This is a genomic window from bacterium (assembly GCA_030583725.1).
Lineage (GTDB): Bacteria > Patescibacteriota > Microgenomatia > UBA8517 > UBA8517 > JAUYMM01.
The window spans coordinates 715,589-740,520 of record CP129472.1 but is presented as its reverse complement, the minus strand read 5'-3'; the positions used below and the strand labels follow the sequence as shown (position 1 = coordinate 740,520).

General features: G+C 35.6%; 22 protein-coding genes and 2 tRNA genes. 10 read left to right on the top strand and 14 right to left on the bottom strand.

Features of this window, described 5'->3' with window-relative positions; translation table 11 throughout:
* Positions 1-158: 158 nt before the first annotated feature.
* Complete coding sequence (locus tag QY322_04225; GenBank protein ID WKZ25556.1) at positions 159-1,205, bottom strand: rod shape-determining protein; 1,047 nt, start codon at positions 1,203-1,205, stop codon at positions 159-161.
* A 28-nt stretch (positions 1,206-1,233) separates the two neighbouring features.
* Between QY322_04225 and QY322_04220 the strand changes: the two genes are divergently transcribed.
* The 3 genes from QY322_04220 to QY322_04210 all read left to right on the top strand — a co-directional run bounded on the left by QY322_04220 (position 1,234) and on the right by QY322_04210 (position 2,598).
* Positions 1,234-2,397: a PEGA domain-containing protein gene (locus tag QY322_04220; protein WKZ25555.1), complete on the top strand. Its 1,164-nt coding sequence runs from the start codon at positions 1,234-1,236 to the stop codon at positions 2,395-2,397.
* A gap of 16 nt (positions 2,398-2,413) precedes the next feature.
* A tRNA-Arg gene (locus tag QY322_04215) sits at positions 2,414-2,485 on the top strand.
* 41 nt (positions 2,486-2,526) lie between these two features.
* Positions 2,527-2,598: transfer RNA gene (locus tag QY322_04210), tRNA-Pro, on the top strand.
* 33 nt (positions 2,599-2,631) lie between these two features.
* Here QY322_04210 and QY322_04205 read toward each other — a convergent pair.
* The 6 genes from QY322_04205 to QY322_04180 all read right to left on the bottom strand — a co-directional run bounded on the left by QY322_04205 (position 2,632) and on the right by QY322_04180 (position 11,371).
* Positions 2,632-7,638, bottom strand: a complete 5,007-nt coding sequence (locus QY322_04205) for a fibronectin type III domain-containing protein (GenBank protein ID WKZ25554.1) — start codon at positions 7,636-7,638, stop codon at positions 2,632-2,634.
* 151 nt (positions 7,639-7,789) lie between these two features.
* Positions 7,790-8,275 (bottom strand): hypothetical protein, encoded by a 486-nt coding sequence (locus tag QY322_04200; protein WKZ25553.1) that lies wholly within the window; start codon positions 8,273-8,275, stop codon positions 7,790-7,792.
* A gap of 46 nt (positions 8,276-8,321) precedes the next feature.
* On the bottom strand, positions 8,322-9,056 hold the full coding sequence (locus QY322_04195) for a nucleotidyl transferase AbiEii/AbiGii toxin family protein (GenBank protein WKZ25552.1): 735 nt from the start codon (positions 9,054-9,056) through the stop codon (positions 8,322-8,324).
* Positions 9,057-9,062: 6 nt separating this feature from the next.
* On the bottom strand, positions 9,063-9,551 hold the full coding sequence (locus tag QY322_04190) for a hypothetical protein (protein ID WKZ25551.1): 489 nt from the start codon (positions 9,549-9,551) through the stop codon (positions 9,063-9,065).
* 52 nt (positions 9,552-9,603) lie between these two features.
* Positions 9,604-10,071: a nucleoside-diphosphate kinase gene (gene ndk / locus QY322_04185; protein ID WKZ26126.1), complete on the bottom strand. Its 468-nt coding sequence runs from the start codon at positions 10,069-10,071 to the stop codon at positions 9,604-9,606.
* Positions 10,072-10,093: 22 nt separating this feature from the next.
* Entirely contained in the window at positions 10,094-11,371 is a 1,278-nt protein-coding gene (locus QY322_04180) for a pitrilysin family protein (protein ID WKZ25550.1), read from the bottom strand.
* Positions 11,372-11,386: 15 nt separating this feature from the next.
* Here QY322_04180 and QY322_04175 point away from each other — a divergent pair, with 15 nt between their 5' ends.
* A complete protein-coding gene (locus QY322_04175) occupies positions 11,387-11,842 on the top strand; it encodes a low affinity iron permease family protein (GenBank protein WKZ25549.1) in 456 nt (151 codons plus the stop codon).
* Positions 11,843-11,844: 2 nt separating this feature from the next.
* Here the strand turns inward: QY322_04175 and argS are convergent, their stop codons facing one another.
* From argS to QY322_04150, 5 genes are all read right to left on the bottom strand, one after another.
* Positions 11,845-13,482 (bottom strand): arginine--tRNA ligase, encoded by a 1,638-nt coding sequence (gene argS / locus QY322_04170; GenBank protein WKZ25548.1) that lies wholly within the window; start codon positions 13,480-13,482, stop codon positions 11,845-11,847.
* A gap of 217 nt (positions 13,483-13,699) precedes the next feature.
* Positions 13,700-14,563 (bottom strand): MBL fold metallo-hydrolase, encoded by an 864-nt coding sequence (locus tag QY322_04165; protein WKZ25547.1) that lies wholly within the window; start codon positions 14,561-14,563, stop codon positions 13,700-13,702.
* Positions 14,530-15,591, bottom strand: coding sequence for a ComEC/Rec2 family competence protein (locus tag QY322_04160; GenBank protein ID WKZ25546.1), 1,062 nt, complete (start codon positions 15,589-15,591; stop codon positions 14,530-14,532). The genes QY322_04165 and QY322_04160 overlap by 34 nt, the downstream gene beginning before the upstream one ends.
* A gap of 29 nt (positions 15,592-15,620) precedes the next feature.
* Complete coding sequence (locus QY322_04155; GenBank protein WKZ25545.1) at positions 15,621-16,259, bottom strand: helix-hairpin-helix domain-containing protein; 639 nt, start codon at positions 16,257-16,259, stop codon at positions 15,621-15,623.
* Positions 16,201-18,549, bottom strand: a complete 2,349-nt coding sequence (locus tag QY322_04150; GenBank protein WKZ25544.1) for a class I tRNA ligase family protein — start codon at positions 18,547-18,549, stop codon at positions 16,201-16,203. Before QY322_04150 ends, QY322_04155 begins: the two co-directional genes overlap by 59 nt.
* 231 nt (positions 18,550-18,780) lie before the next feature.
* On the opposite strand from QY322_04150, the gene QY322_04145 reads away from it, so the two are divergent.
* The 6 genes from QY322_04145 to QY322_04120 are packed head-to-tail and all read left to right on the top strand — an operon-like array spanning position 18,781 to position 23,475.
* On the top strand, positions 18,781-18,945 hold the full coding sequence (locus tag QY322_04145; GenBank protein ID WKZ25543.1) for a hypothetical protein: 165 nt from the start codon (positions 18,781-18,783) through the stop codon (positions 18,943-18,945).
* Positions 18,946-18,992: 47 nt separating this feature from the next.
* Positions 18,993-19,664 carry a hypothetical protein gene (locus tag QY322_04140; protein ID WKZ25542.1) on the top strand — a complete coding sequence of 224 codons (672 nt, stop codon included), beginning with the start codon at positions 18,993-18,995 and terminating at the stop codon, positions 19,662-19,664.
* A 1-nt stretch (position 19,665) separates the two neighbouring features.
* Complete coding sequence (locus tag QY322_04135) at positions 19,666-20,562, top strand: hypothetical protein (protein ID WKZ25541.1); 897 nt, start codon at positions 19,666-19,668, stop codon at positions 20,560-20,562.
* The gene (locus tag QY322_04130; protein ID WKZ25540.1) at positions 20,544-22,040 is read left to right on the top strand and encodes a hypothetical protein; all 1,497 of its coding nucleotides are present in this window, start codon (positions 20,544-20,546) and stop codon (positions 22,038-22,040) included. Before QY322_04135 ends, QY322_04130 begins: the two co-directional genes overlap by 19 nt.
* A 5-nt stretch (positions 22,041-22,045) precedes the next feature.
* Positions 22,046-23,047 carry a hypothetical protein gene (locus QY322_04125; GenBank protein ID WKZ25539.1) on the top strand — a complete coding sequence of 334 codons (1,002 nt, stop codon included), beginning with the start codon at positions 22,046-22,048 and terminating at the stop codon, positions 23,045-23,047.
* Positions 23,048-23,073: 26 nt separating this feature from the next.
* On the top strand, positions 23,074-23,475 hold the full coding sequence (locus QY322_04120; protein WKZ25538.1) for a BrnA antitoxin family protein: 402 nt from the start codon (positions 23,074-23,076) through the stop codon (positions 23,473-23,475).
* Here the strand turns inward: QY322_04120 and QY322_04115 are convergent.
* On the bottom strand, positions 23,472-24,371 hold the full coding sequence (locus QY322_04115) for a hypothetical protein (GenBank protein WKZ25537.1): 900 nt from the start codon (positions 24,369-24,371) through the stop codon (positions 23,472-23,474). The genes QY322_04120 and QY322_04115 overlap by 4 nt on opposite strands.
* Positions 24,372-24,374: 3 nt before the next feature.
* Entirely contained in the window at positions 24,375-24,824 is a 450-nt protein-coding gene (locus QY322_04110; protein ID WKZ25536.1) for a hypothetical protein, read from the bottom strand.
* Positions 24,825-24,932 lie beyond the last annotated feature (108 nt).

Below are 24,932 nucleotides of genomic sequence, written 5' to 3'. Positions count from 1 at the left end.
TTACTTCAAAATTCAGTCTCGTTTTATAATAGTTATCCTCAACCCTTCAACAATTAAGTTATTTTTAATACTTAAAACTACAGGATGTATATTAATTAACTTTCTATCAACTTTATCCAAAAACTGTCAGGTTTTAATAGAATTAATTAACGCAACAATTATCCTTTAGTTGTTACTGACCTCTTCCAGAGCTCAATATTTTCCAATACAAGTCCAGTTCCCCTCACTACACACAAAAGAGGTTCATCTGCAGTATGTGCAGGTACTCCAGTCTCTTCAGTTATCAGTTTATTGAAGTTACGTAGTGATGAAGTCCCACCACTCATAATTATGCCTTTATCAATAATGTCTGCTGCAAGTTCAGGTGGCGTGTCCTCAAGAACCGCCTTGATTGCTCCAATCATTATAAGAAGCGTGGGCCTAATTGCTGTTGTTATCTCAGTTGAGGTAACAGTTACGGTCTTGGGTAATCCAAAAACAAGATCTCGACCACTGATTTCCAGTTTTTCCTCTTTAGCAAGAGGTGTTGCAGACCCAATTTTTATTTTTATGTCCTCAGCTGTCGCATCCCCCACAACCAAATTATGCTTTTTCTTTAAGTAGTTAATTACAGATTCATCAATTTTTGTTCCCGCTGAGCGAACAGACTTATGAACCACAACCCCACCAAGAGATATAACTGCAGCCTCAGTTGAACCTCCACCAGAATCAACAATCATATGCCCAGACGGGGCAGAAACTGGAATACCAGCCCCAATTGCTGCGGCCAATGGCTCATCTATTAAATAAGCATGAGCGGCTCCAGCAGATAGTGTTGCATCAAGAGCAGCTCTCCTTTCAACCTGTGTGCAACCTGCAGGCACACAAACCATAACATTTGGTCTAAATAAAAAAGAGGAAAAACGAGAAAGAGCCTTTTGAAAATTCCCCTCGGAAGTAACAGCCTTATTAATAAAATATCTAAGCATAGCCTCGGTAGCAGAATAATCTGCAATTACTCCATCACGCATTGGACGACTTGCAATTAAACTTTCTGGTGTCCTACCTAACATTTTTTTAGCTTCTTCGCCAACAGCTACTATTTTATTGTCGTCAACTGAAGTGGCAACCACTGTTGGTTCATTTGCAACTATTCCCTCGCCCACTACCCAAACTAAAGTATTGGCAGTACCCAAATCAATGGCTATATTTTTTCTTTTAAGCATATCGTCAATTATATAGTATAATTGAATAATGGCGAAAACCAAAAATATGACTTTGATAAGGGTGGTAGTTCTTCTAATTACTTTAATTTTCGTGGGAACTATTGGTTATTTTGTATCACTATTAGCTAGAGGGTATCAGTTTGATATAGGCTCTCTGTCATTCCACGAAAACGGTATTTTGGTTGCAAAATCTGAGCCAGACGGGGCATCAATCTATATTGATGGAGCATTAAGGGGGGCAACAAACACTAATTTAAGACTTTCCCCAGATACATATTTTGTTGAAATCAAAAAAAATGGCCATATAACTTGGAGTAAAACGTTAAACATTAAAAAAGAAGAGGTCACGCAAGTAACAGCTCATCTTTTTAAATCTGCACCATCTTTTTCCCCAGTTACCTTCGATGGAGCAGAGAATCCCGTAGTTTCATCTGATTTTAGTAAAATTGCATACACTAATGAAGATGGGTTATGGATTATGAGCGTTTCTTCACTACCAATTGGTTTTCCAAATGAACCCAAAAAGATAACTGATGCCATCTTTGTAGATTCAACTTTAAGTTTTTCACCCAACAATCGGGAGTTGATGATAGAAACAAAATTAGGAGCAGTCTACTTAGTAAGTACGAACGAATTTACACCACTTAATAATTTGGTCAATATAGCACTACAAAAAAATGAAATTCTTAATGAGTGGAATCTTGAAAAAATGAAGAAGCAGGAAGCTGAGTTTAAAACATTGCCTTTGGAAGTAGCCAAAATTTTGTCAGAAAACAGTTCTTCGTACACCTTCTCCCCTGATGAAAATATGGTTATGTACACAGCAAGTAGTGAGGCAAAAATTGAAATGGATTTGATTTCAAAATTACCTGGGAGTTCAACACAACAAGAATCTAGAGATATTAAAGAAGGTAAGACCTATGTCTATGATGTTAAAGAAGATAAAAATTTTGAAGTTAACAACAATGGTAGGTCACTTTATTGGTTACCTACCTCAAGGCATTTAATACTGCCAGATCAGGGTAAAATAATAATTATGGACTATGACGGCACAAACAGACAAACAGTCTTCTCAGGCGACTACATTGACCCACATGCATATCCATTTGTTAATGCGAATAAATTGTTAATTTTAACAAGTCTTGGCTCTGACAGTAGTCTTCCAAATTTATATTCTCTAACTATTAAATGATATAATTCACACAAATGTCCTCGTAGTTCAACGGATAGAACGAGGGATTCCTAATCCCTAAATTTCAGTTCGATTCTGAACGAGGACACACGTAAACTGCAGGCAAAGCTTGCATCCCTCGCATAGCTACGGAATGTAGTGAATCGGTATCACGCTTCGTTCGGGACGAAGAGACAGGCAGTTCAATTCTGCCCATTCCGACACACAGAGAATCAGGTAAAGAACGACTAATTGTTACCAGAATCTTAATCTAGAAAAGAATTCTCTTAACATTGACCAGATGGCTTGATACCACTTGGTAAATAAGTTGACTTTCTTAATCTCTGGTTGGGTATAACCATCGTCTGAATCACCTTCTTGTTGATTCAAATCACTTGACACTTCTATCTGGTCTTCACAACCCAGTTTTAATAACCAACCAACTTCAATACTTCCAGGGCTTGTTAATAGACTTGGATATTGTTGCTGATTACTGGCTATCAAATCACCGTAAAGGTAAGGGTCTCCAAATTCAACTTCTGCTATCTTCCATAAAGTATCACCGCTTTTAACCTCATAGACTTTACAAACACTACTAATAGTTTCTTCTTGTTCCAGTGATATGTTGTTAATGACAGTGGAGGCCTCTTTAATATCTGACCATAGTCCACCTGCACAATCATTAACAGCCTTAACCCTGAAATAGTATCTTGTATTTGGCCTTAAATTAGAAACAGTATATTGTTTATATCCATCTCCTCTAGCACCTATGTTTAGATTTCCATATTGATAGACACCTGGTTTAGTTCCATATTCAAGGGAATAATGAGTTAACGGTCCAGATGCATCAGTAAAGTAAAGTTTTATGGACCTATCAGGCTGAGGAATTGCTCCATATAACCAAGGTCTACTCCCACTTGGAGAGACCTTTCCACAAACTTCAGGTTGTGAGTTATTTTCAACTGATATATTCAAGGCCAGTGAGCTTGTAGAGCCTTCACCAAATAGTGCAAATGTTGAGAATTCACTTGTCTCACAAGATACAGTTTTAGCTTCAGTATCCACACTACAATTTGAAAGTTGATACCAACTTGCGCCATTCCAACGATATATAACTAATGAAGCTTCATTGTATCCAACAATTTGCTCAGTGGTATAACTCATTGTAACTGTAATCGGTTCATTAAAGCTGTCAGCTTTCTCAGTTGCACTTACTAAGGCATCAAGTTGATATACGTGATCTCCAATTACGGACTTTGTACTTGTTGGTGTAGACGTTATCGTAATTACTGAAGATTTCTCAAGTCTTTTAATCTGGAAGTCCGCATCGGAATTTGAGAAGTTGGCAGGAACTGTCAAGGCTAGCTTAACCTCTCCACTTTCTGAATGCTGGACAGTTCCACCACTTGATGTGGTTACAGTTTCAGTAGTTTCCGACTCAACTGTAGCAGCGCCAGGACAAGTTGGAGTGGTAAAACTTTTATTTGAACCAGTTAATGTATTGCCCGCACTATCTCTTGATATAACTCTATAATGGTAAGTTGTACAGGATTGCAATCCACTTAGAGAGACGCTGTGCTCTGTAACCCTTGGTGATGTATCAATTTCAACCGTAGTTGTTGTGTTTAACCCCACGTTTGTATTTGTTCCATATTCCAACTGCGTTGAAGATAGCTCATTGGTTTCCCAAGAAATCACAGCTGTAGAAGCAGTTGCCTCGACACTTTCTACCCTTGTAATTTGTGGGGTTGTACCATCATAATTAAAACTAATTTCTGACGACGTGGCCTGATTTGAAGCACTATCTATTGCCCTTGACTCTATAGTATATTCACCATCGCTTGTGGGACTAAATACATATTCCCAAGAAACAGTCCCAGTAACTGCCAACCAAACCCTTGTTAAACTGTCAAACGTTACCCCAGTCCAGTAATTGAATCCATCGGAGATGGCAACAGCCACACTTGAAACTGCTGAGACAGCGTCAGAGGCAGTTCCTGCAATTGTCTCGGGAATGGTTGATGAATTGTAGATGATACCGACGTGCGATGTGATATTTACAATTGGATTTCCGTTGTCCCATTTATAACTTCCATTCCAAGTTGCAACATTACCAGCCAAATCACTTGCACACAAATACAAGACATTGCTACCTTCAGCCAGTGTTCCAGTTAGATCCGTTCCTGAGGAAACTAATGTACCACTATTACAAGAAGCCCCTAAAGTATTATTATTCCAAACGTATCTTATCTCCTTTAGACCTGATAATGAGTCAGATGGACTTGAAACAGTAACCGTTGGTTTTGCATTTGTCCAACTGCTTGATGAATTAGATGCAGACAATGAGATTGGAGGAGTTGAATCTAAAGTATAGGTGACAGATTCTGAACTTGACATTTTATTACCCCAAATATCCTGACATCTTATATATACGGTCTTAACACCATCACCAGTAAGATTAACTGTACAACTTGATGTGGAGCTACAAATATTCCCCATCTGATCAAAACTAAGATCTTCCCCATCCCAATTACAGGAAAATACTCCACCTCCACCACCGTCAGTTGATGTAAATGCAATTACAGTAGCTGAGTCGTCAGTATTGTCATAGTAAATGGAATCAGTATCACCTGCCACAGAGTCAATAGATGTAATACTTGGGGCATCTCCCTCATGAGTAGTGAAAGAAAAAGGTGTGCCCTGAGTAGAACTTAAAATATTTGATCCCAGTGGATCAATTGCATAAGATCTCCAATAGTAAGTAGTTAGAGGAGAAAGTTGGGTCTGCATTGTATAGGTAGCTTGAGTACCTGAAACATAAGCTGTACCATCCATTGCATCCTGGCCACTCCAACCTACCATACTGTCTGATTGGTCAAAAATTTGACAACCCGTAGTCATACTCAAATTACTACAAACTTGAATTCTATAACGCAAGTCATCACCATCAGGGTCAATACTTGTAAACTTAAACACGGGCAGGTAGGACTGATCCACGGCCGAATCCAGTGGTAAATCAAGTGAGCCAACCCCAGGAAGAATGTTTGTTAGAATATAGTCAAAATAAACAGTTGCCCCATTAGTGTTCTCTGTTAGTTGAAGTGCAATTTTTGTTACCTCATCACGACTACTAGCGTTAATTCCTGATATATTCCAAACCTTTTGTTCCCAAGTGTCTACATTGTTTATAGTAAAATCAAAAGACTGCTCATTGCTTGCACTCTCGCCAAATTGAAATCTGGCAAAACTACCAGCAATATTTGATCTTACCCAAAATATAATTGCATTGTACCCTGACAAATCTGTGGCAGTTTTTGTCAAAGTTACAGTGTCATCTTTTGAGCCATATCCAGCTTGGAAGTTGTCTACATAGAAAGTATTTTCACTATCTGCATTGACAACAGTAATAACAAGTTGATCAATCGAATCTTTGTCAGACGAACTTACACCTGAAAGATCCATAGTAACCGTTTGGAACTCATTAGCACTGGTAATGTTAGGTGTAACTTCTGTAGTAGTACCGCCCGTATCCCTAAGACCAATCTTAATGTTGCTCCCTGTTCTACTGGCACGAATATCAAAACTCATTGATGGACTAGTTGACATATCAAGTGGAGTTTCAAATGTTTTAGTGATTGTCTTATTTAAACTAGTTGTCTGGTTAGCAACACCTTTTAATGAGTAACTACCTTCTGTTTTAATTGTAGATTCTGAATATGATTGTAAATATGGAGGTGTTAAATACCTAACGATAACAATTCCAGAACCCCCTGTTCCTCCCGAATTCCAATGTCCACCACCTCCACCACCGCCGGTGTTTCCAGCTCCAGCATAACCTGGTCCGCTACTTTCACCACCATTACCACCACCATACACCCCAATCCCCCTAGATCCGGTGCCACCACCGCCAGAACCACCTCCACCGCCAGCGTATTGAACACTAGAGCCACTAATAGAACTTGTAATACCAGCTCCACCGGTACCACCGGTCCCTCCACCCCTAGAACCATTGGCACTTGCACCACCCCCACCACCAGAAACATTCGCATCACCTGTACCACCGGCATATCCATTACCCGAAGTTCCACCGCTATAGAGGTTACCGCCCCCGCCCCCAACCGCACTCGTAACCCCAGCTATTGAACTTACGGAACCAGATGAAGCAATAGCTCCGCCATTGCCCACACTAATTGCATATGAATTAGCATTTAATGTTGAAGAATTTTGTAAAGCCTGACCGCCACCACCGCCACCACCATGTGGATAGCCCCAGGTGCCAGAGACACCACCGCCTCCTCCACCCACAACCAAATAGTCTACATCTGCAACTCTGGCCAACACAAACGTACCACTTGTTGTAAATTTATGGATAGTATACCCACCAGAACTAGTGATTGTTCCACCGGTAGCATTTGAAGTTATATAATTTGAACCATACGCTGATTGAGCTATTTCGTCTGATGAATACTCCATCAACTCAACACTTGTTCCAGCTTCTGCCGTTGTTTGTATTTTAACTGATCCAGATCCTTCATATACGACACTAGTTTCTTGGGTAACAGTTGTATAGGTGGCATCAGAACTTTCCCATCCCAAAGCAATGTCACCATTATCAATGACAATATCTATTGCAATTGGGTAATTCCTTTGACTATCGTTTATCCAATCTTGACCTTCTTTAGTTAGTTTTTTAACTATTAAATAACTATCATCATCTTTTTGACTTATTTCATAGACAATTCCAAAAGACTTTTCATCTTTGTTGTTTAATTCATACATTACAGGAGCAGGAAGAGAGAAGGCTAATTTTTGATCCTGATAAAAATATATTCCACCTCCGTTTTCTCGATAGCTATCTATACCTAATGTCTTTACTTCTTGATCTATTTTTTCTATTTTTGATGCAGTATCTAGGTTGTATACAATAAATTCTTCCAAAAGTCTTGATGGAGTAATTGAATACTTTAAGTCTATATCAGAATATATATCTTTATAAACTAGTGTATTATTTCCTAATTCTGCCTTAGGGCTGTTTAGAACTCCAAAGGATTGTTTTTTGGGAGTATAGAAAGAAAGCTCAGCTAGTTCATTTCTAAAGACTATACTACCTGACTTTGTAGGATTGTCACCAAAATGTACTGTGTATCCATTACCTGAAAAATTGTAAACAAGTTTTTCGTGCCTTAAAGAAACCAACAGCCAGAGAGAGACGAGGATAAAAACAATAAAACTGAATACTAAATGCTTTCTATATTTTGACACTATATTTTAAGGTAACAGATTAAAAATACAGTAGCAATGGGGTTTTAGTGTGTTCTGACCTCACCTAGATGCGAAAAACACCGAAAGTGTAAAGATGGACCTTAAAAAGTAGATACTAGAGTAAAAATTAAAATTATAATTGGTAATAAATTTAGTTGTTTGCACAAACTATACTGTCAGGATCAGCTCCCGGTGCATCTTCCCACCCTACTATCTTAGATCGTTCAAAATAACCAATTACAGTGCCATCCGATGCATGTATTGTTCCACTTGGCACATCAATATATAAACTGCTATCATGTCCAACCACTACCGTAGCTCCAAATAAGGTATTACCAGTCGAGTAACTGCCAACCTTAACACAATCTCTTCCATTTCCTTCAGGATCTGGCACGGATTCATATAAAACAGTTTTTCCTGGAATAAGTGTGTATTTTTTATAACCAGCTGTGTTTACTTGTGTTTCAGCCCCGAAATTACCCTGCTCATGTTCAGAGCTCAATGTCGGTGTTGGTTGTAAAGTTCTTTTTGCCTCTTCTGCCCCATCATTGTTTGACACAATGCTTCGAATACCAAGAAATGCTCCACTTATCACTGTTGCGATTCCACCTCCATACAGCCATTTTCTATCTATCATGGTCGTAGTCTAATACCAAGAGTTTAAAAACTCAAATTGTAGTAACTTAATTTATTAAATTCTTTAAAAAAAGTAATGTATCTTGTTTTAATGTTTTTCTAATTTTACTAAATGTATCGGGTGCCAAAAGCATATTTAAATCCCTATTTATCAAATCTTCTGTTACTTCTTTTTCAATAAACACAATTAATTTTTTAATATAATCTTTTGTTTCCATCCCTGTTCTTTCCTTAATTATCTCATTCTTAAACTCATACCCTTGTTCAAAAAAATATTTAACATCATAAATATCCCTACCTGCAATTTTTTTATGCCTATTGTATCTATCCATTACACTAACGAGTTTATTTGCAAACATTGATTCAACTGTCTGACAAGTCATAAATCTATCAATTTCTGTAATTTTAACCTTTTGATAGTCATTATTTTTTATAACTTCATTAAATACGCTAAGCATCAGAGTATTCCTAAAATTAACTTTTGCCTTGTATTTTAGAGTAAAAAACAGTGATTCGTAATTTTCTCTGTCAATTTTAAAATCCAATTTATCAAAAATTGGCAACAGTTCCTTTCGAAAATTCAACATATCAGATGTGGCAATTGACTTATAAGGATCAAAATCTAAATCAACAGAAAATCTATCTAAATATCCAAGCATCGCAGCGCATGTTCCTCCTCTAAAATAAATTCTCTTTGAGAGAAATGGATTATCTGCAATTGCAATCAAAAGTTTTTGCATTTTATTCCTATGAATAGCATTTTGTATTTTTAAATCGACCATATTTAATTATTCTTTTTCTAAATTATCCATATAATATTTTGGGTTAAAATAATTCATGTCTGATGTTGCCCTTTCTTTTGTTGCCATAAAATATCCATCTTTTTGTTCTATCCCGTTTAGATCAAACAATATTTCAGGCTTTGCTTGTCTATAAATATACATTACTCCGTTTATTTCTATTTTAGAAGAAATGGATGAAACATAGGTAATGGGATAAACAACTTGATTTATGACACCTTCTAAAAACAATACCGTCTCACAGGAGACGTAGCAATATTTATGAATTAAACTTGTACCTAGTTCAAACTTGTCGATCTCGTTAATTGGAACAGTTGAATAAAGCCCTTTAACAACTGGGATTAATATTCCTTTTTTGACATATCTTTTTATGGTTGTGTAGAGAGTGTTTCTGTTTTCAATTCCCCACAAGAGGGCCAGATCTTGTGTATGAAATAGCTTTTCTTTGGACTTAAGTAATATATTTAGTTTGTCCATCTTGTACAATTATGTACAGGATAACAGAACAAAGGCATGTTGTCAAATGAAGTTACTTACTCATTTCATCCGCGCCATAAATTAAACATTCTGTGGCACTTTGATATTCAAAAATTTCATCACCATTAAAAATAAGTCCCATTTCTTTTTGTGCTGATTCTTCTGAATCTGAGGCATGAATAATGTTTTGTGATCCACTCATACCAAAGTCGCCTCTAATTGACCCTGCTTCTGCCTCTCTTGCTTTAGTAATTCCCACAATCTTACGAACCGCAGCAATGGCATCAAGACCTTCCCAGACCATGGCAACAACCGGGGTCCACTCCATAAAACTTTTCAAATCCTTAAAAAATGCTTTATCTTTGTGGTGAATATACCAGTTTTCAAGTATTTCATCTGTAAGCCTTATCATTTTGACACCAATTAGTTTTAAACCCTTTCTTTCAAACCTATGCATTATTTCACCAACCAGACCTCTTTGAAGTCCATCTGGTTTAATTAAAACTACAGTTCTTTGCATCATATTATTGTACTATTCTATACTAATTTAATATTTTTTTAAACTCCCTATCACTTCCATATGGTCCAATTATGGCAAGGTTTAGTTTTTCAGGTACAAACAATCGTATAGCTTCAGCGTTGACTTCATCCATTGTTACTTTGTCTATTTTTTTAAAGACACCCTCCGGTGATAAAACTTTTTTCTCAAACAACACTTGGTTTCCAAAAAAACCTGAGACGTCACTTGTGTCTTCCAATGCCAAGGCTAGGTGACCCTTTAAAAACTCCTTTGCCTTTATCAGTTCTTGTTTTGTTATTGGATTTTGGCCGTTAGTTATCTTTAAATGTTCATTTAATATTACCCCAACTGCCTCCACTGCTCTTTTAGTATCAAGTCCTGCATATGTACCTATATAACCACAGTCTGTATACCTATCCATTGATGTTCTGACTGAATATGCCAGACCCCTTCTTTCTCTTACCTCTGTAAACATTCTTGAAGACATCCCACCCCCCAAGATAACTGATAAAACGCTTTGTGCATATTTGTGTTCATAGTTTCTGCCGTCTGCCATATAACCCAAAATAATATGTGCTTGCTCTTTCTTTTTATTGTGTAGTTTTATTTTTGGTTTACTTTGAATTGTTTTGAATTTATTTTCAATTTTTAATTCACTGTTTTTGGTACTTATCTTTGAAAAGTATTTTTGACCAAGGTTAGTGGCAATTTCTTGACTCAATCCACCAGCCACAGTTATTAAAATATTATCGACCCCATAGAAACTGTCTTTATAATCCAAAAAATCCCCCCTTTTCATTTCTGAAACCGTTTTTTCTGTACCAGCAATACCCATTCCGAGAGGATGACTCTCGTAAATAAGACTCTCAAAGACTTCTCCGATGTTAATCATTGGAGTATCTTCATACATCCTAATCTCTTCAATAATTGTTCCTTTTTCGCGCTCAATCTCTTCACTTGCCAAAAGTGAGTTCATAACCATATCAGAAAGAAGATCAAAAGCAATTTCTGCCTTATCTGCCCTACATTTAATGTAATACTGTGTATATTCTTTAGATGTTCCCGCATTTTGAATACCACCAATTGAGTCTATCTCCTCTGCTATTTCTTTGGCTGTTGGCCTATTTGTTGTACCTTTAAAAAACATATGTTCCAGAAAGTGACTAACTCCATTATTTTTTTTATTTTCATTCCTTGATCCTGTTTTAAACCAAACTGTTACAGTAACAGATTCTAGGGTTGGCATTGGGATAGAAACGACCTTAATATTGTTGTTGAGTTTTTCTAAAAAATAGTTCATAGTAATATAGACAATATGAATGTTAACTCAATTTTTAGGAAAATAGCAACTACAGTTTCTAATGTGGCAGGAAGTGCCTATACTTTTGTAATTGCAATACTTCTAATTGTTCTTTGGGTAACAACCGGTCCTCTATTTAACTACTCAGACACTTGGCAATTGGCAATTAATACCTTAACCACGATCATAACCTTTCTAATGGTCTTTTTGATTCAAAATACGCAAAACAGAGACTCTAAAGCTATACACTTAAAACTTGATGAATTATTAAAGGGTATAAAAGGTGCAAGAGATGAGGTTATAAATGTAGAAGAGTTGTCAGATGATATACTAGATGAACTACATAATGAATTTAGAGATTTGCAAGTCAAATATATATCTAAATTTAAAGAGAAAAACAAAGAAGAAACACATGTGTCAGAATTGAGAAAATTGTTTGATAAGTTTTTTGGAATTATAGAAAAGAAGTAGTTTTACATCTTCTCTGGAGTGTCTATTCCTAGAATTTCTAGACCATTTTTAAGAACAACACAAACACCAGAGGTCAGTAAAATCTTAAAATATTCATTCTTCCCACCTACAATTTTATGAGCATTGTAAAAAGTATTGAATTTACTGGACAATTCATATAAATAATTGCAAAGTATGTTAGGTGAGTAAGTTTTCCCCGCAGTCACCATAACCTCTTGGAATTGGGATAATTTACGCAGTAATAATATTTCCTCAACTTCTAAGTTCTTTGTTTGCAAATCCTTAAGATTTAAATTATTCTTGTCAGATTTTGAAACCACTGAGTTTATTCGAGCTACAGTGTATTGAATATAAGGCCCACTATTGCCATTCATATTTAAAATTTTGTTCCAATCAAACACTACATCGCTTTGTACAGAATGCATCAGGTCAAAATACTTAATTGCTCCAATACCAACTTGTTTTGCTACTTCTTTATTGTTTCCTAGCTCTTTTGCTCTTTCAATAGCTTCGTCTAAGACCTCTTCTAATTTAATTGTTTTACCTTTTCTAGTTGAAAACTTTTTTCCGTCCTCAGCAAGGTATAAACCATGTGCGGTGTGGACCAACTCAACGTCTTTGTCTATTAGGTCGAGCATTTTTGCAGCTTCAAAAACCTGCTTAAAGTGCAATTTTTGTTCTGCGCCAACCTCATAGACAATAATGTCTGGTTTGTATTTTTTCTGTCTGAATCTAAGTGTTGCCAAATCTCTGGTTGCGTAGGTAGTTGCACCATCTCCCTTTAAAAACATTAGTGGGGTTTTAATTCCAACTGACTCCAAGTTAATAACCTTTGAGTCCCCATCTTCCCCATCTACTATATGTTTATTTATACTTGGATCCTTTAACATCTCTTTCATCTCTTCCTCGTAAAAACTTTCTCCGTAGGTGTTGTCTACCTTAATATCTAAAAGATCATATATCCGTTTAAATTCATTTAAAGACACGTTTACACACTGTTTCCACACAGTTCTTGCTGTACTATCACCATCTTCCAACTTTTTAAACCACTCACGAGCTCTTTCCCCCAATGTTTCATCTGTTTTTTCAAGTTTATGAAATTCAACATAAAGTTCTTCTAGGTTTTCAATAGAAAAATCTTTTGTTTTCTTAAAATCGATCATATATAGAAGTTTTCCAAATTGTGTCCCCCAATCACCTAGGTGGTTATCACCAATTACTTGATAACCCAAACTTTTAAAAAGATTGTAAATTGCCTGACCTATGACAGTTGACCTTAAGTGTCCTATACTAAAAGGCTTGGCTATATTTGGAGATGAATAGTCAATAATAACTGTCTTATTTTTACCAATATTACTTTTTCCATAACTATCCTTATCTTTATCAATCTGTATCAAATTATCAACTAGGGCATCGTTTTTCAACCAGAAGTTAACAAACTTTCCTTTAACTTCTGCCGTATAATCTAAGTTTAGATTGTTAACTTTTAAAGCTATGTCGTTAGGATCTATATCTTTATTTTTTAAAGCAATGTTGGTTGAATAATCACCAAAACTATCTATTGATGAGAACTCAATATCAGGGTTTTTAATTCCACTAATTTCTTCAAGAACTTGTCTAATACTTTTCATATAATCCATACAAATATATTGTATCAAAATAAAAAGTTTTAAGTTAGTAAATTATAAGCTATAATACCCTTACCAAAAAATTTTAAATTCCAAAAAGGAGGATGAAATGAAATTTTTTGAGAAGTTGATCAAGATAGCATTTTGGACCCTGGTTGGGTTCTTAATAGTTATATGCTATATAGCCAACTTGTTTTTCAATAACTCACCCTATTAAACATAAAAACGTTTAAAAAAGTGAGTTATTTTTTTGCCAGAAAGTTTGTCCATCAGTTTCAATTACAATATCACCTATCTCATCAGTCCTCAAAACATTAACATCATACTTTTTTAAGATTTCAAGTATCTCCGCATGAGGATGACCATATCTGTTCTTAAAACCAGAACTAATTACCGCGAACCTAGGATTAACTGCTTTTAGTAGGTTTTCAGACAAACCATTACGACTTCCGTGATGATTTACTTTGATATAGTCAAGGTTGTTGACTTTTATATTGTTTGACAACTGATCGCTTACATCATTCTCAACATCACCAGTAAATAAAGCCTTAAATTGAGCGTAATTTAAGACCATAACTATACTTTGGTTGTTTGAATCACCTTCTATATTTTGTTCTTTATTAATTTCCAGTGTTGCAGCTGGATGAACTATATCTAAATATATCAGACCTAACCTGACAACCATACCACTAGTCAAGGTAACCTGCTCTACATCCATACCCCCCACCCAATTTACTAGCACTCTATACTCCTCTTTGCTAACATCCTTACCATTTGTCCCAAACTTTAAAACTTTGTAGTTACTAAAGACATCAATTAAACCCCCAAAGTGATCTAGGTCAGGATGGGTTAGAACTACCATCTCTATTTGTCTATCAAAAAAGGGCATATGGCGTCCAAGACAATCTAATACTTTTTTATCTTGCCCACCATCAATTAGAACTTGGTTATTCTTGTGCTGTATTAGAATTGCATCACCCTGACCTACATCACAAGCAACTATTTGCAGGTTGTCAGACACACTAAAGGCAAAAATCCAAATAGAAAGAAGGATCAAAACTAAAACATAGAAACTACTTTTTCGAAATACCATAATAATGGGAATATAACAAAGAGTATCAGTCTACCAACTAATGGTATAACTAAACCCAATACCCCTGCTATTGCTCCTCCAACCATAATATAGGGAATAGTCCACAGTATCAAAGCATTAATAATTGGTGAAAGAATATTAAATTGACCAAAAGTAACAAAAATTATTGGCGCAACACCAATCTGAGCCGCAAGTGAGGTTGATAATCCTTCACGAAAGAACGCGGGAATTGATCTTAACTTTAGGTCAATTGTTTTTTGAAAGAGCATTAAAGACATAGTAGCCACAAATGACAGTATGAAACCAAGATCAGTTAGCCAAGATGGCTTAAACAGTAACATTATGAGAGCTGAGTATATTAAAATCCTCCAAGTATTTACTAATCTTCCCCCACCTTGACCCAACAATAGTATTGATCCCATTATTCCTGCCCTAACAATCGGGGCATCAAAGCCAGAAATGACAACATAACCAAAAATTCCAACTAATGTAAGCCAAATTGCGGTCCTTCTAACAAAGAAAATGGTTAGTAGTCCAATCAAAAAACTTGCCGTCATGGTGACATTTGTGCCTGAAGCAACAACTACATGGGCAGTTCCCGTGTCTTTTAGTTTCTGCCAAAAACTTTCTGGCATATTTTTTGAACCTATTACAGTTCCTGCTACCAAACTACTTAAAGGCTCTGGTAATGAAGATTTGTAAAAAGAAATTAGTTTAAATCTAAAATCTAATAAAAAACCCCTGTTTTGTGTTTCTAGTTTTTCAATTATTGGGTTACTTAGCTTGTCCCCATCAACTGTCCCAACGACAACAACAGTGTCACCATAGGTAACTACTGGATATTTGGGCAAGTAAGTTTTAAGATCTGACAGTTTAAGATACTGAGCTGTTGAATACTGGATTGGTTCTGTCAAAACCTTAGTGGTTATTCTAACTTCGTCTCCATTTTTAAAATTAGGAAGCGTTGAGTGATAGCGAATAAATATCAGAAAAACAACAACTAAAAAACTAATATAATGAAATATCATTTTTGATTTTTATAGCAAAAAAACAAAAATTATAAACTAATACTATTTTTGATTTTTTCAAAAACTGATTTACCAATTGCACCTTTTGACACCAACTCTTCCAAGGTTGAGTAAGGTCTGTGTTCAATGATGTTTTGGGCGTAAACAGGGCCAATTCCACTAAGACTATCCAGCTCTTTTTGACTTGCAGTGTTAATGTTTACCAAGTTACCATTGCTATCACCTAAAACCCCCTGATCTACTTTGACACCCTCAGTTTCTTTGGCACTCACCTCTCCTAACTGATATATGTAAATCTTTTGCCCATCAATTAGTTTAGATGCCCTGTTAATTTTTTTGACGACCCAATCTCTGTCAGCATTTACTGAAAGTCCACCAGAAATTATTAGTAAGTCATCAACCCTATCCCCAACTTTCATTTTATAAACACCTGGTTTTTCTACACTTCCAGAAATTTCCACAACTATTTCTTGATTGCCCTCTTGGTTCTCTGTAACACTATTTAAGACCTCAACCTTGTCAGATTGAGTGAGTATGTTAGTTTTAAATAGAAGCACCCCAAAACCGATTAAGATAAGTCCAATTAGTAGTAATACTAATGAATTTTGATCAAATAACGAAGTTAACAAGTCTTTCAGGTATATATATCTCTTTCTTAATTGTTCCACTCTTTAACCATTTTGCTACTTTCGGGTCTTTTTTTGCAAGCCCTATAATTTTACTTTGCTCTAAACTAGCTTCAACTTCAATTGTCGATCTTAATTTACCGTTGATTTGCACAGCAATTACAACTTCTTTAAGTTTCAAATACTTCTCATCATATTTAGGCCAGCTTGATGTGTGAATAGAGCCTTTTTGTTTTAACTCAGTCTGCCATAATTCCTCAGTAACGTGCGGGGCAAATGGAGCTAAAAGCAAAACTAAATTTTTTAATATTTTTCTGTCTGCACCTAATTCTGAGATTGTGTTTACAAGCTCCATAATAGCTGCAATGGATGTATTATATTTAAATTCGCTTATATCATCTGTTACTTTTTTGATTACTTGGTGTGTTTTGAAACAAACCTTCTCCAAATCATCCTTACTTGGTTTTTTATCACTTTCAAAAAGACCAACAACTCTTTTAATGAATCTGTTCATACCTTCAATACCACTATCTCTAAAGTCAGGATAACCATCCATTTGACCTAAAAACATAACATATAGCCTTAAAACATCTGCACCGTACTTTTCTACATAGATATCAGGGTTGACCACATTCCCCCTAGATTTACTCATCTTGGCTCCATCTTTAATCATTAATCCATGAGCAAAAAATTTAGGAAATGGCTCTTCATGATCAATTAGACCCAAATCATACATAACCATATTCACAAATCTTGCATACATTAAATGAAGTACAGAATGTTCTGCTCCACCAAAATATAGGTCAACGGGCAACATTTTCTTTGAAATAACACTATCAAAAGGAATCTTACTATCATTTTCTAGCCCAATAGAAGGATATCTCAAAAAATACCAACTACTATCAACAAAGGTGTCCATAACATCAGTTTCTCGTTTTGCTTCACCACCACACTTTGGACATTTAACCTCAAAAAATTCGCTATGATTTGCCAAAGGTCCCCTACCATTTCCTTCTGGTTTAAAATCAGTAATATTTGGTAGCTCTACAGGCAATTCTTTTTCTGGAACGCTAACCCAACCACACTTAGGACAATCAACCATTGGTATAGGAGCTCCCCAATATCTTTGACGACTTACCAGCCAATCTCTTAAATGATAACTTGTATTTCTTTGGCCAATTTTGTTTTCTTCCGGTTCTTTGTTTAATATATCAATAGAATACTTAGTAGCAAAATCCATATCACGTTCGTCGTGTGCAGGTACGCCCATTACTACCCCTGTCCCGTAGTTTGGAGCCACATAGTTAGTATCCCAAATTGGAATTTTTCTACCATCAAGTGGGCTAACAGCGTATTGACCTGAGAATTGACCAATTTTTTCTTTACTACCCTCTTTATATAACTTGGAAGTTGCCAAAAAAGTAACAGCATTTAAAGTATCTGGTCTTGTGGTAAATACCTTTAGTTTATCTTTTGAGCCGACTACTTCAAATTCAATCAACCTCCCTTGAGACTTTCCTATCCATTCCTTTTGTGCAACTTTTACCCTACTACTCCAATCTATTTTGTCTAATCCTTCAAGTAATCTATCTGCATAGTCAGTAATTTTGAAAAACCATTGATCCAAGCTTTTCTTTTCTGCAACTGTTCCACATCTCTCACAGACTTTCATATCCTCAGTTTCAGTAACAATGTTACCTTGGCCATCTTTTGGTTCTTTGCCTGCCTGTTTTGGAGTCATTACCTGCTCATCAGCCAAAACAGTTTTGCAAGATGGGCAAAAATTTACTTCTGCCTTTTTTCTGTAAGCCAAACCCTTTTCCCACATTTTGATAAACAGCCACTGTGTCCATCTATAGTAATCAACATCAGAAGTGGTCACTGTCCTAGACCAATCATATCCATGACCTAAAGATCTCATTTGTTTTTCATAGTTTTTAGTGGTTCTTTTTACAACTTCTTTGGGATTCTCGTTTATTTTAATTGCATAGTTTTCAGAATGTATTCCAAAACTGTCATAGCCAATTGGTTGAAAAACAGTCCTACCATTCATTCTCATAAACCTACCAATTACATCACTTCCAGTTGAAGCGAAGGCATGACCCGCATGAAGACCTTCTGCTGATGGATATGGAAACATCCAAAGGTTGTAAAACTTCTTCGAAGTTTTCGTCTTACCGTCGTAGAATTTATCTTTCTTCTTTAATTTTTTAATATCAGGAGAATACAACCTCTCTCTTTCCCAAACCCCTTGCCACTTTTTTTCAACCATTTTATGATCGTAAAATGGCGAAGCTTTGCTTACTTCACGATGATTATATACATTAGTCATATTTGATATTCTACTACTTTTTAACTAAACTTAAAAATAATGCTCTACATACTTGCCTTTATTATCATTCTATACACTGCTTCACATTTTCTATTTAAGAAAAATGAAGTTTACTTAAGAGTTAGGAAGTATATTGATATTGCCACAATCGTAGTTACCACAATTTTAGTTATAGCTTGGGTTAACATCTTCCACTACTCATTCATATTTATAGTTTACTTCCTGATCTCTATGACAGTGATCATATATCTCGTTTCAACATTAAGAATACTTACAACTAAAAAAGAAAAGGCTGAAGAAATAATCAAAGAACTAAAGATAGAAGAAAAAGTTTTGGAAAACGAAATTGAAGCTAAAGACCACGAAATTCAAAATTTAGAAACAAAGAAAAAATGAAAAAGTTTATGTTTTGTTGCATATTTTTTTTTCTGATAATTTCTAATTTGAGTCTCGTTTACGCACAAGAAAGAGTACAGTCAGAAAATTATCGAATAATTTTTCCAAATTTCAATTCAGGGGCAGGAATACCCTCTTCTGACAACTATTATTTAAACACAACAATAGGTCAAACTGCACCTGGACTTTTTTCATCAACAGGCTTTAGAGTCAAATCTGGTTTTCAATACATAAACTCAATAATTCCTTTTTCTTTTTCCGTGAGTGATATACAAATTAATTTTGGTGTTCTAACACCAGGCACACCATCAACAGATACATCAATCTTAACTGTTTCAGCTGGAGGGGCAGGAGGATATACAGTCAAAGCTTCTGAAAATAATCCTTTAAAAACATCAGATGGTTCAAACACTATCATAGACACTCTTTGTGACTCAACTTGTAGTGAAACGTCTGCGGGTACTTGGACGTCTAACTCAAGGTATGGCTTTGGGTTTAATATGAGTGGTGATGACATACCAGCCGATTTTGTAAATTCAGACTACTTCAGACAGTTTTCTGATAGAAACAGTGCAGAAAATCCAGCCATAATAATGAGTTCAATAAATGTCGGTCGTGAGAGAACAGCTACAATTACTTATAAAGTTAATGTCAGCGGGGTTCAACCCGCAGGAACATATCAGAATATAATTACATTTACAGCTATACCAGGATATTAATATGAAATATATAGTATTTACATTTTTCTTTTTTAGTTTGTTCTTTGTGTTTGACCAAAAGACAATTGCCCAAGGTAATATTTCACTTTCAATTACCCCACCATTACTTGAAGTGACTATTCAGCCAGGTAAAGAGGTTAAACAAACATATGCACTAACTAATAATGGTTCTGACATAATATTGAAACCTAAGCTAATTTATTTTATTCCATCAGACATAATGGGAAATGTAACAACTACAGATATTCCTGCACCCGATTGGATTAGATATAATCCTGATCAATTTACAATCAAAAACCAAGAACAAAAGATATTTAATATAAGTTTGTCTCCTCCAGAAACAACACCCGAAACTGATCATTTTATAACCTTAATTTTTGAATCCCAAGAACCAAATAGTATTACTGATGATAACTTAAGTTTATACAAGACAGAAATAGGATCAAACATCTTAGTTACCATATCAAAAGATGGTAACCCAAAAAAATCTGCAGAGGTTGTTAAGTTTAAGGCACCTCTTGTTTCTGACCCACTCATACCATTTAGTTTCGAAGTTTTAATTATGAACAATGGCAACTCTTTCTGGAAACCAAATGGAAAAATAATAATAAATGATGAGGAAATGTTAAAGCTTGCCCCCCAAAATATTCTTTCTGGATATTCAAGAAGTATAAATTGTCTTGATGGAGAGTCTTTAGTTGACTGTACACCTAAACAAAAACTTATTATTGGAAAAATGATAACCAAATTAGAGTTTTCAATTGATGATGAGGCAAAAATATATAAGTCAGAAACTACAACTTATGTCTTTCCATTCATATATGCAATTATAATTCTGTTACTATTGACTTTGATTAGATATAAAGTCATATTTAAAGTATGGAGAAGAAGAAATTAATAATTTTTGTTGTTTTATTGTTAGGTTTTAGCCTTGGTTATATTTTAATTTCACCAAGAACCAAAACACACTCAGCAAACTTTACATCAGCCTCTGCAACATTATCTAATGCAAGGTTTTCATATAAAGCTGGTGTTGCAACAGGCACTTCAGGATCATCAACTGTGACAATTGATGCTTCCGGAAACGCTGATAATAACACTAATCACTTATTCCCTGGAGATACTGTTTGTTTTGCAGGAAGTGAAGAAACAGGTTGTTTAGGTGATGTTAATTATAGTGTTGCAAACATAATAGATAGCACAACTTTTAATTTAACTTCGGCCCTAACAACAACACTTGAATCAACTGCATATGTAGTTGCATCTCAATCCGGTAGTTTGACTCTAGCTTTTACTACAGTAACAGAAATACCTGCAAATGGAGATCTTTATATTACAATCCCAGCAGTTGACTCAACAGGTAAAACAAATGATGGTATACCTGATACTGGTGCAAGCACAACAGCCAATGGATTTGATATCAGCACCATCGCCACAACCGATATAGCAGTTACAGGATGCACTGATGTAAACTGGACAGTTGCCTCAATCACTGCAGGCGATGCTACAAATGATCATAGAATATTAATTAATCGTGCAACTTCAGCTTGTGCAGCATTAAGTGCAATTACCGTAACAATTGACTCAACTCCAGGAATAATTAACCCTGCACCGTTAACCACGCATACCCAAGGTCAAGCTGATTCATATCAAATAAACATAAAGTCAAGAGATGGTACTGATGCAACACTGGATAGTTCAGATGTTGCAGTTGCCCCAGTCGAGGGAATCCTTGTTTCTGCGACAGTTGATGAGTCGCTCTCCTTGACAATTACTGGTATCACTGCCGACTCTGGTTCCTATTGTGGAATAACTAGGACAGCAAGTTCACCCGATACAACAGCAACTTCTGTTGGTTGGGGAACTTTGTCTCCTACATATTTAGCAGCTACACACAACACCAACCATCAAATAACAGTTTCAACAAATGCTGGTTCTGGTTATAAAGTCTATGTTGAACAAAATGATCAAATGGGCAAAGACGGTAAAGTTTGTACGGGCGCAGCTGCCGGAGAGGCAGATGACTGTATACAAGACACTGTTTGTGACGGTACGGGTTGTACACATCAAACATATAGGGACTGGGGTTCTGACCCTACTTCATACCCAGGACTAGGATATTCTTTACAAAATTCCTCAGGAACCGACGCAATATTTGACTGGGATGGTGCTGGTGGTGATACTTTTAATGCCAAACAATTTGCAGATCAGGAAGCACTAGAATCGAGAAGTGCTTCAACTGCACACATAATGGAAAATGGAGGGCCGGTAGATGGGTCAAGTGTTTACGTTTGTTACAGGATTGATATTACAGGTACACAGCCTGCTGGATATTACTATAATAAAATACAATATACAGCTGTGCCAACATTTTAAAAAATATGAAAAAAATGAGATTCAATCTAAAGATTATAACTGCTCTATCACTAATTACTTTTCTTTGTTCTATGTACTTTGTATTTAGTACAGCTAACGCTCAGACAAAAATACCCTTGACCGTTGCCCCCTCTAGACAAACAGTAGCTATTGACCCAGGTAAGTCTGAAAACTTACAAATTAAGTTTTTTAATGAAACAGATCAACCAATATCGGGAAACATTAAGGCTGTTGACTTCATAGTTACTGGTACAGATGGGTCCCCCATTTTACTTGAAGATCAAATTAATGATTGGATCGAACTACCTTTTACTAAAGCAGTAATACCTTCAGGTGAGGTATTAAGGGTTAATTTTAGAATCAACGTACCCCAAGAGACCCTTCCAGGAGGAAGATATAGTGCAATTATTTTCGAGCAGACTGGACAACTAACCCAAACTTCAAATTCAGAAGCAGCATCGTTGGTCTCACCAAGAATTGTAGGTTTAGTCAACACAAGAATTAATGGCCCAATTACAGAATCTGCATTTGTAGACATATTTAAATCTCCAATATTTTCTGAGTTTGGCAAAATTCCTGTTTATTTTGAGATTAGCAACAAAGGTGGCTACCATATAAACCCTAAAGGACAAGTAACATTGACTAATTGGATGGGACAAGAAACTGAAAGGGTCACATTGGAAGATAAAAATATATTTCCAAGTGCCAAAAGAAATTATGAAGTGGAATTGGGTCAGACTTGGATGTTTGGAAGATACAAAATTGACTTAGTGGCAAGCTATGGAGAGCAAGGCAAGACTTTGACTGCAACCAACTATGTTTGGGTCATACCCGTAACAGTTATTGTTATGATTATTTTCTCAATCATAATTATAATACTACTCTCCTACCTAATGAGCAGGAAGTCAAAAAACAAACAGGAGGAATTAGAAAAAAGACTAGAAGAAGAAATACACGAGGTAGAAATGTTAAAAAATAAATTCAAGGACAAATTACCTAAATCATAACTTCAAGTTGACAATATCGTACAAAAATGATGAAGTTACTTTATCATTTCAATAAAATATTAGATACAACAAAGAAAGAAAAATATATGAAGATACAAAAAAAGAATCAGGGTAAACAGAGTTTGCTACTACGTAGTAAAAAAATATTACCAACAATCCCCCTTTTTAAAAACGAGGATGAAGAGAGAGACTTTTGGGCAAATCACAGTGTAACTGATTATCTTCACATTTTTAAACCAGTCAAACTTGATTTTTCAAAGCTCAAACCATCAACTGCAAAGGTAACATTAAGGCTTCCCCAAATGATGTTAGAAGATTTAAGAATGCTTGCAAACGAACAGGATGTTCCATACCAATCACTAATGAAGATTTTTTTGTCTCAAAGAATTAAAAAGGAATACTCTAGTAGATACTCCAACGCTTCTTAAAAAGACTCCACAAACTTTAGATAATCCTTTTCATTATGACGCTTCTGGACTCTCCTATTCGATTTTAAAGCCAGAATAAGTAATAAAACGATGAGGATTGCCTCTACAATTAAAACAACTATTATTTTGTTTGTTATTAAGTAATTAACAAACCTCTCCAACAGGGACTTAATATCAGTTATTACTGCAAATGTTAGTGTATTACTTTTTGCAGATAGATTTTCACCATATTTAGTAGAAGCAAACATCCTGTATTCTGCTTTTGTCCCAGTTGGCAAGCTTATTTCAAATTTACCTTCATCATCCGACGTAGTGTTCACAACTGGCAAACTGTATGCATTGACCTCAGACACAAAACTTAACTTTGACAAGTCATTACTTTTGGAGACAAAAAGATTAACTAATGTGTTTGGGGTAGTTTTACCAGTAATAATTGCGTCTTGGCCCTCTACTACCCTATTTTTACTCAAAGAAACGGTAGGAGACAACAATATCGGACCCACCTCTAAGGGTATCGAACTATTCCCTGGTAGGCTTGGGATACAAGTAGGTTGCGTAACCCTACCCAAATCATCAGTTGCTTGTACACAAAGCTCTGGATAAGTCAAAGTCAGACTGTATATTCTATTAAATACAAATAAACCAGTCTCATCAGAAACTGTTTCTTCAGAAACACCAAAACCTTTTAAAAACACCTTAGATTTAATTGGTCCAAACCCATAGATTATTAACGAATTATCACTATACCTTTTAAATGAAGGGAAAGTGTAAACAGGTGTAGCGGTGGGAGTTGAATCAGTTGTAGTACTTGGTGATGATGTTGGTGTAGCTGTTGGTTGGGTAACAACCTGCCCTATTGTTGCATCATTTATTATTTCTGGAGCAGTGGTAAACATATATTAGTCAAAAACTACCCGTAAACTTTGTGGCAATTTAACACCATCAACATAAACATCAACAGTATATGTCCCAATAATATCAGAGCTTAAATCAAATAGGGCTTTACCTGTTTCATCTGTTAAGCTTTGTATCTCTTTTATCGCAAGGCCTGAATTATCAGACTTCAGTTCAACCCTTTTGTCATATAAACCTGACCCATTATCATCTAAAGCAAATGTTGTAACCCGTATTAAGTCACCAGAGGCTTTAGCTCTAACTGGAGATGCAAAGACATATGAGTTAACAATTGAAACACTTTGAATAGAATTATAATTATCCGCACGAGGAGCTATTGTAGTTTGGAAACGAATATAATAAACTAGAATCCCTAAAGTAAGTAAAAAAACAAGTAAGACTACTACAATTAAAAAATTAGACTTGTTACTGGAAAAGTTAGATTCTTCATTCATTCTTTAAATATACTCATAAAATTGGGACGAAACAACTGCAAATTAGTCGTAGCAGTCAAGTACTTAAAATGCCAAAGTCAAATACAAAACAGCACAAAAAATAAAAGA

Excerpts from the sequence above, each read along its gene's own strand:
- QY322_04225 (WKZ25556.1), bottom strand. The coding sequence starts at position 1,205 with ATGCTTAAAAGAAAAAATATAGCCATTGATTTGGGTACTGCCAATACT.
- QY322_04220 (WKZ25555.1), top strand. The coding sequence starts at position 1,234 with ATGGCGAAAACCAAAAATATGACTTTGATAAGGGTGGTAGTTCTTCTA.
- QY322_04200 (WKZ25553.1), bottom strand. The coding sequence starts at position 8,275 with ATGATAGATAGAAAATGGCTGTATGGAGGTGGAATCGCAACAGTGATA.
- QY322_04195 (WKZ25552.1), bottom strand. The coding sequence starts at position 9,056 with ATGGTCGATTTAAAAATACAAAATGCTATTCATAGGAATAAAATGCAA.
- QY322_04190 (WKZ25551.1), bottom strand. The coding sequence starts at position 9,551 with ATGGACAAACTAAATATATTACTTAAGTCCAAAGAAAAGCTATTTCAT.
- ndk (WKZ26126.1), bottom strand. The coding sequence starts at position 10,071 with ATGCAAAGAACTGTAGTTTTAATTAAACCAGATGGACTTCAAAGAGGT.
- QY322_04180 (WKZ25550.1), bottom strand. The coding sequence starts at position 11,371 with ATGAACTATTTTTTAGAAAAACTCAACAACAATATTAAGGTCGTTTCT.
- QY322_04175 (WKZ25549.1), top strand. The coding sequence starts at position 11,387 with ATGAATGTTAACTCAATTTTTAGGAAAATAGCAACTACAGTTTCTAAT.
- argS (WKZ25548.1), bottom strand. The coding sequence starts at position 13,482 with ATGGATTATATGAAAAGTATTAGACAAGTTCTTGAAGAAATTAGTGGA.
- QY322_04165 (WKZ25547.1), bottom strand. The coding sequence starts at position 14,563 with ATGGTATTTCGAAAAAGTAGTTTCTATGTTTTAGTTTTGATCCTTCTT.
- QY322_04160 (WKZ25546.1), bottom strand. The coding sequence starts at position 15,591 with ATGATATTTCATTATATTAGTTTTTTAGTTGTTGTTTTTCTGATATTT.
- QY322_04150 (WKZ25544.1), bottom strand. The coding sequence starts at position 18,549 with ATGACTAATGTATATAATCATCGTGAAGTAAGCAAAGCTTCGCCATTT.
- QY322_04145 (WKZ25543.1), top strand. The coding sequence starts at position 18,781 with ATGACAGTGATCATATATCTCGTTTCAACATTAAGAATACTTACAACT.
- QY322_04135 (WKZ25541.1), top strand. The coding sequence starts at position 19,666 with ATGAAATATATAGTATTTACATTTTTCTTTTTTAGTTTGTTCTTTGTG.
- QY322_04130 (WKZ25540.1), top strand. The coding sequence starts at position 20,544 with ATGGAGAAGAAGAAATTAATAATTTTTGTTGTTTTATTGTTAGGTTTT.
- QY322_04125 (WKZ25539.1), top strand. The coding sequence starts at position 22,046 with ATGAAAAAAATGAGATTCAATCTAAAGATTATAACTGCTCTATCACTA.
- QY322_04120 (WKZ25538.1), top strand. The coding sequence starts at position 23,074 with ATGATGAAGTTACTTTATCATTTCAATAAAATATTAGATACAACAAAG.
- QY322_04115 (WKZ25537.1), bottom strand. The coding sequence starts at position 24,371 with ATGTTTACCACTGCTCCAGAAATAATAAATGATGCAACAATAGGGCAG.
- QY322_04110 (WKZ25536.1), bottom strand. The coding sequence starts at position 24,824 with ATGAATGAAGAATCTAACTTTTCCAGTAACAAGTCTAATTTTTTAATT.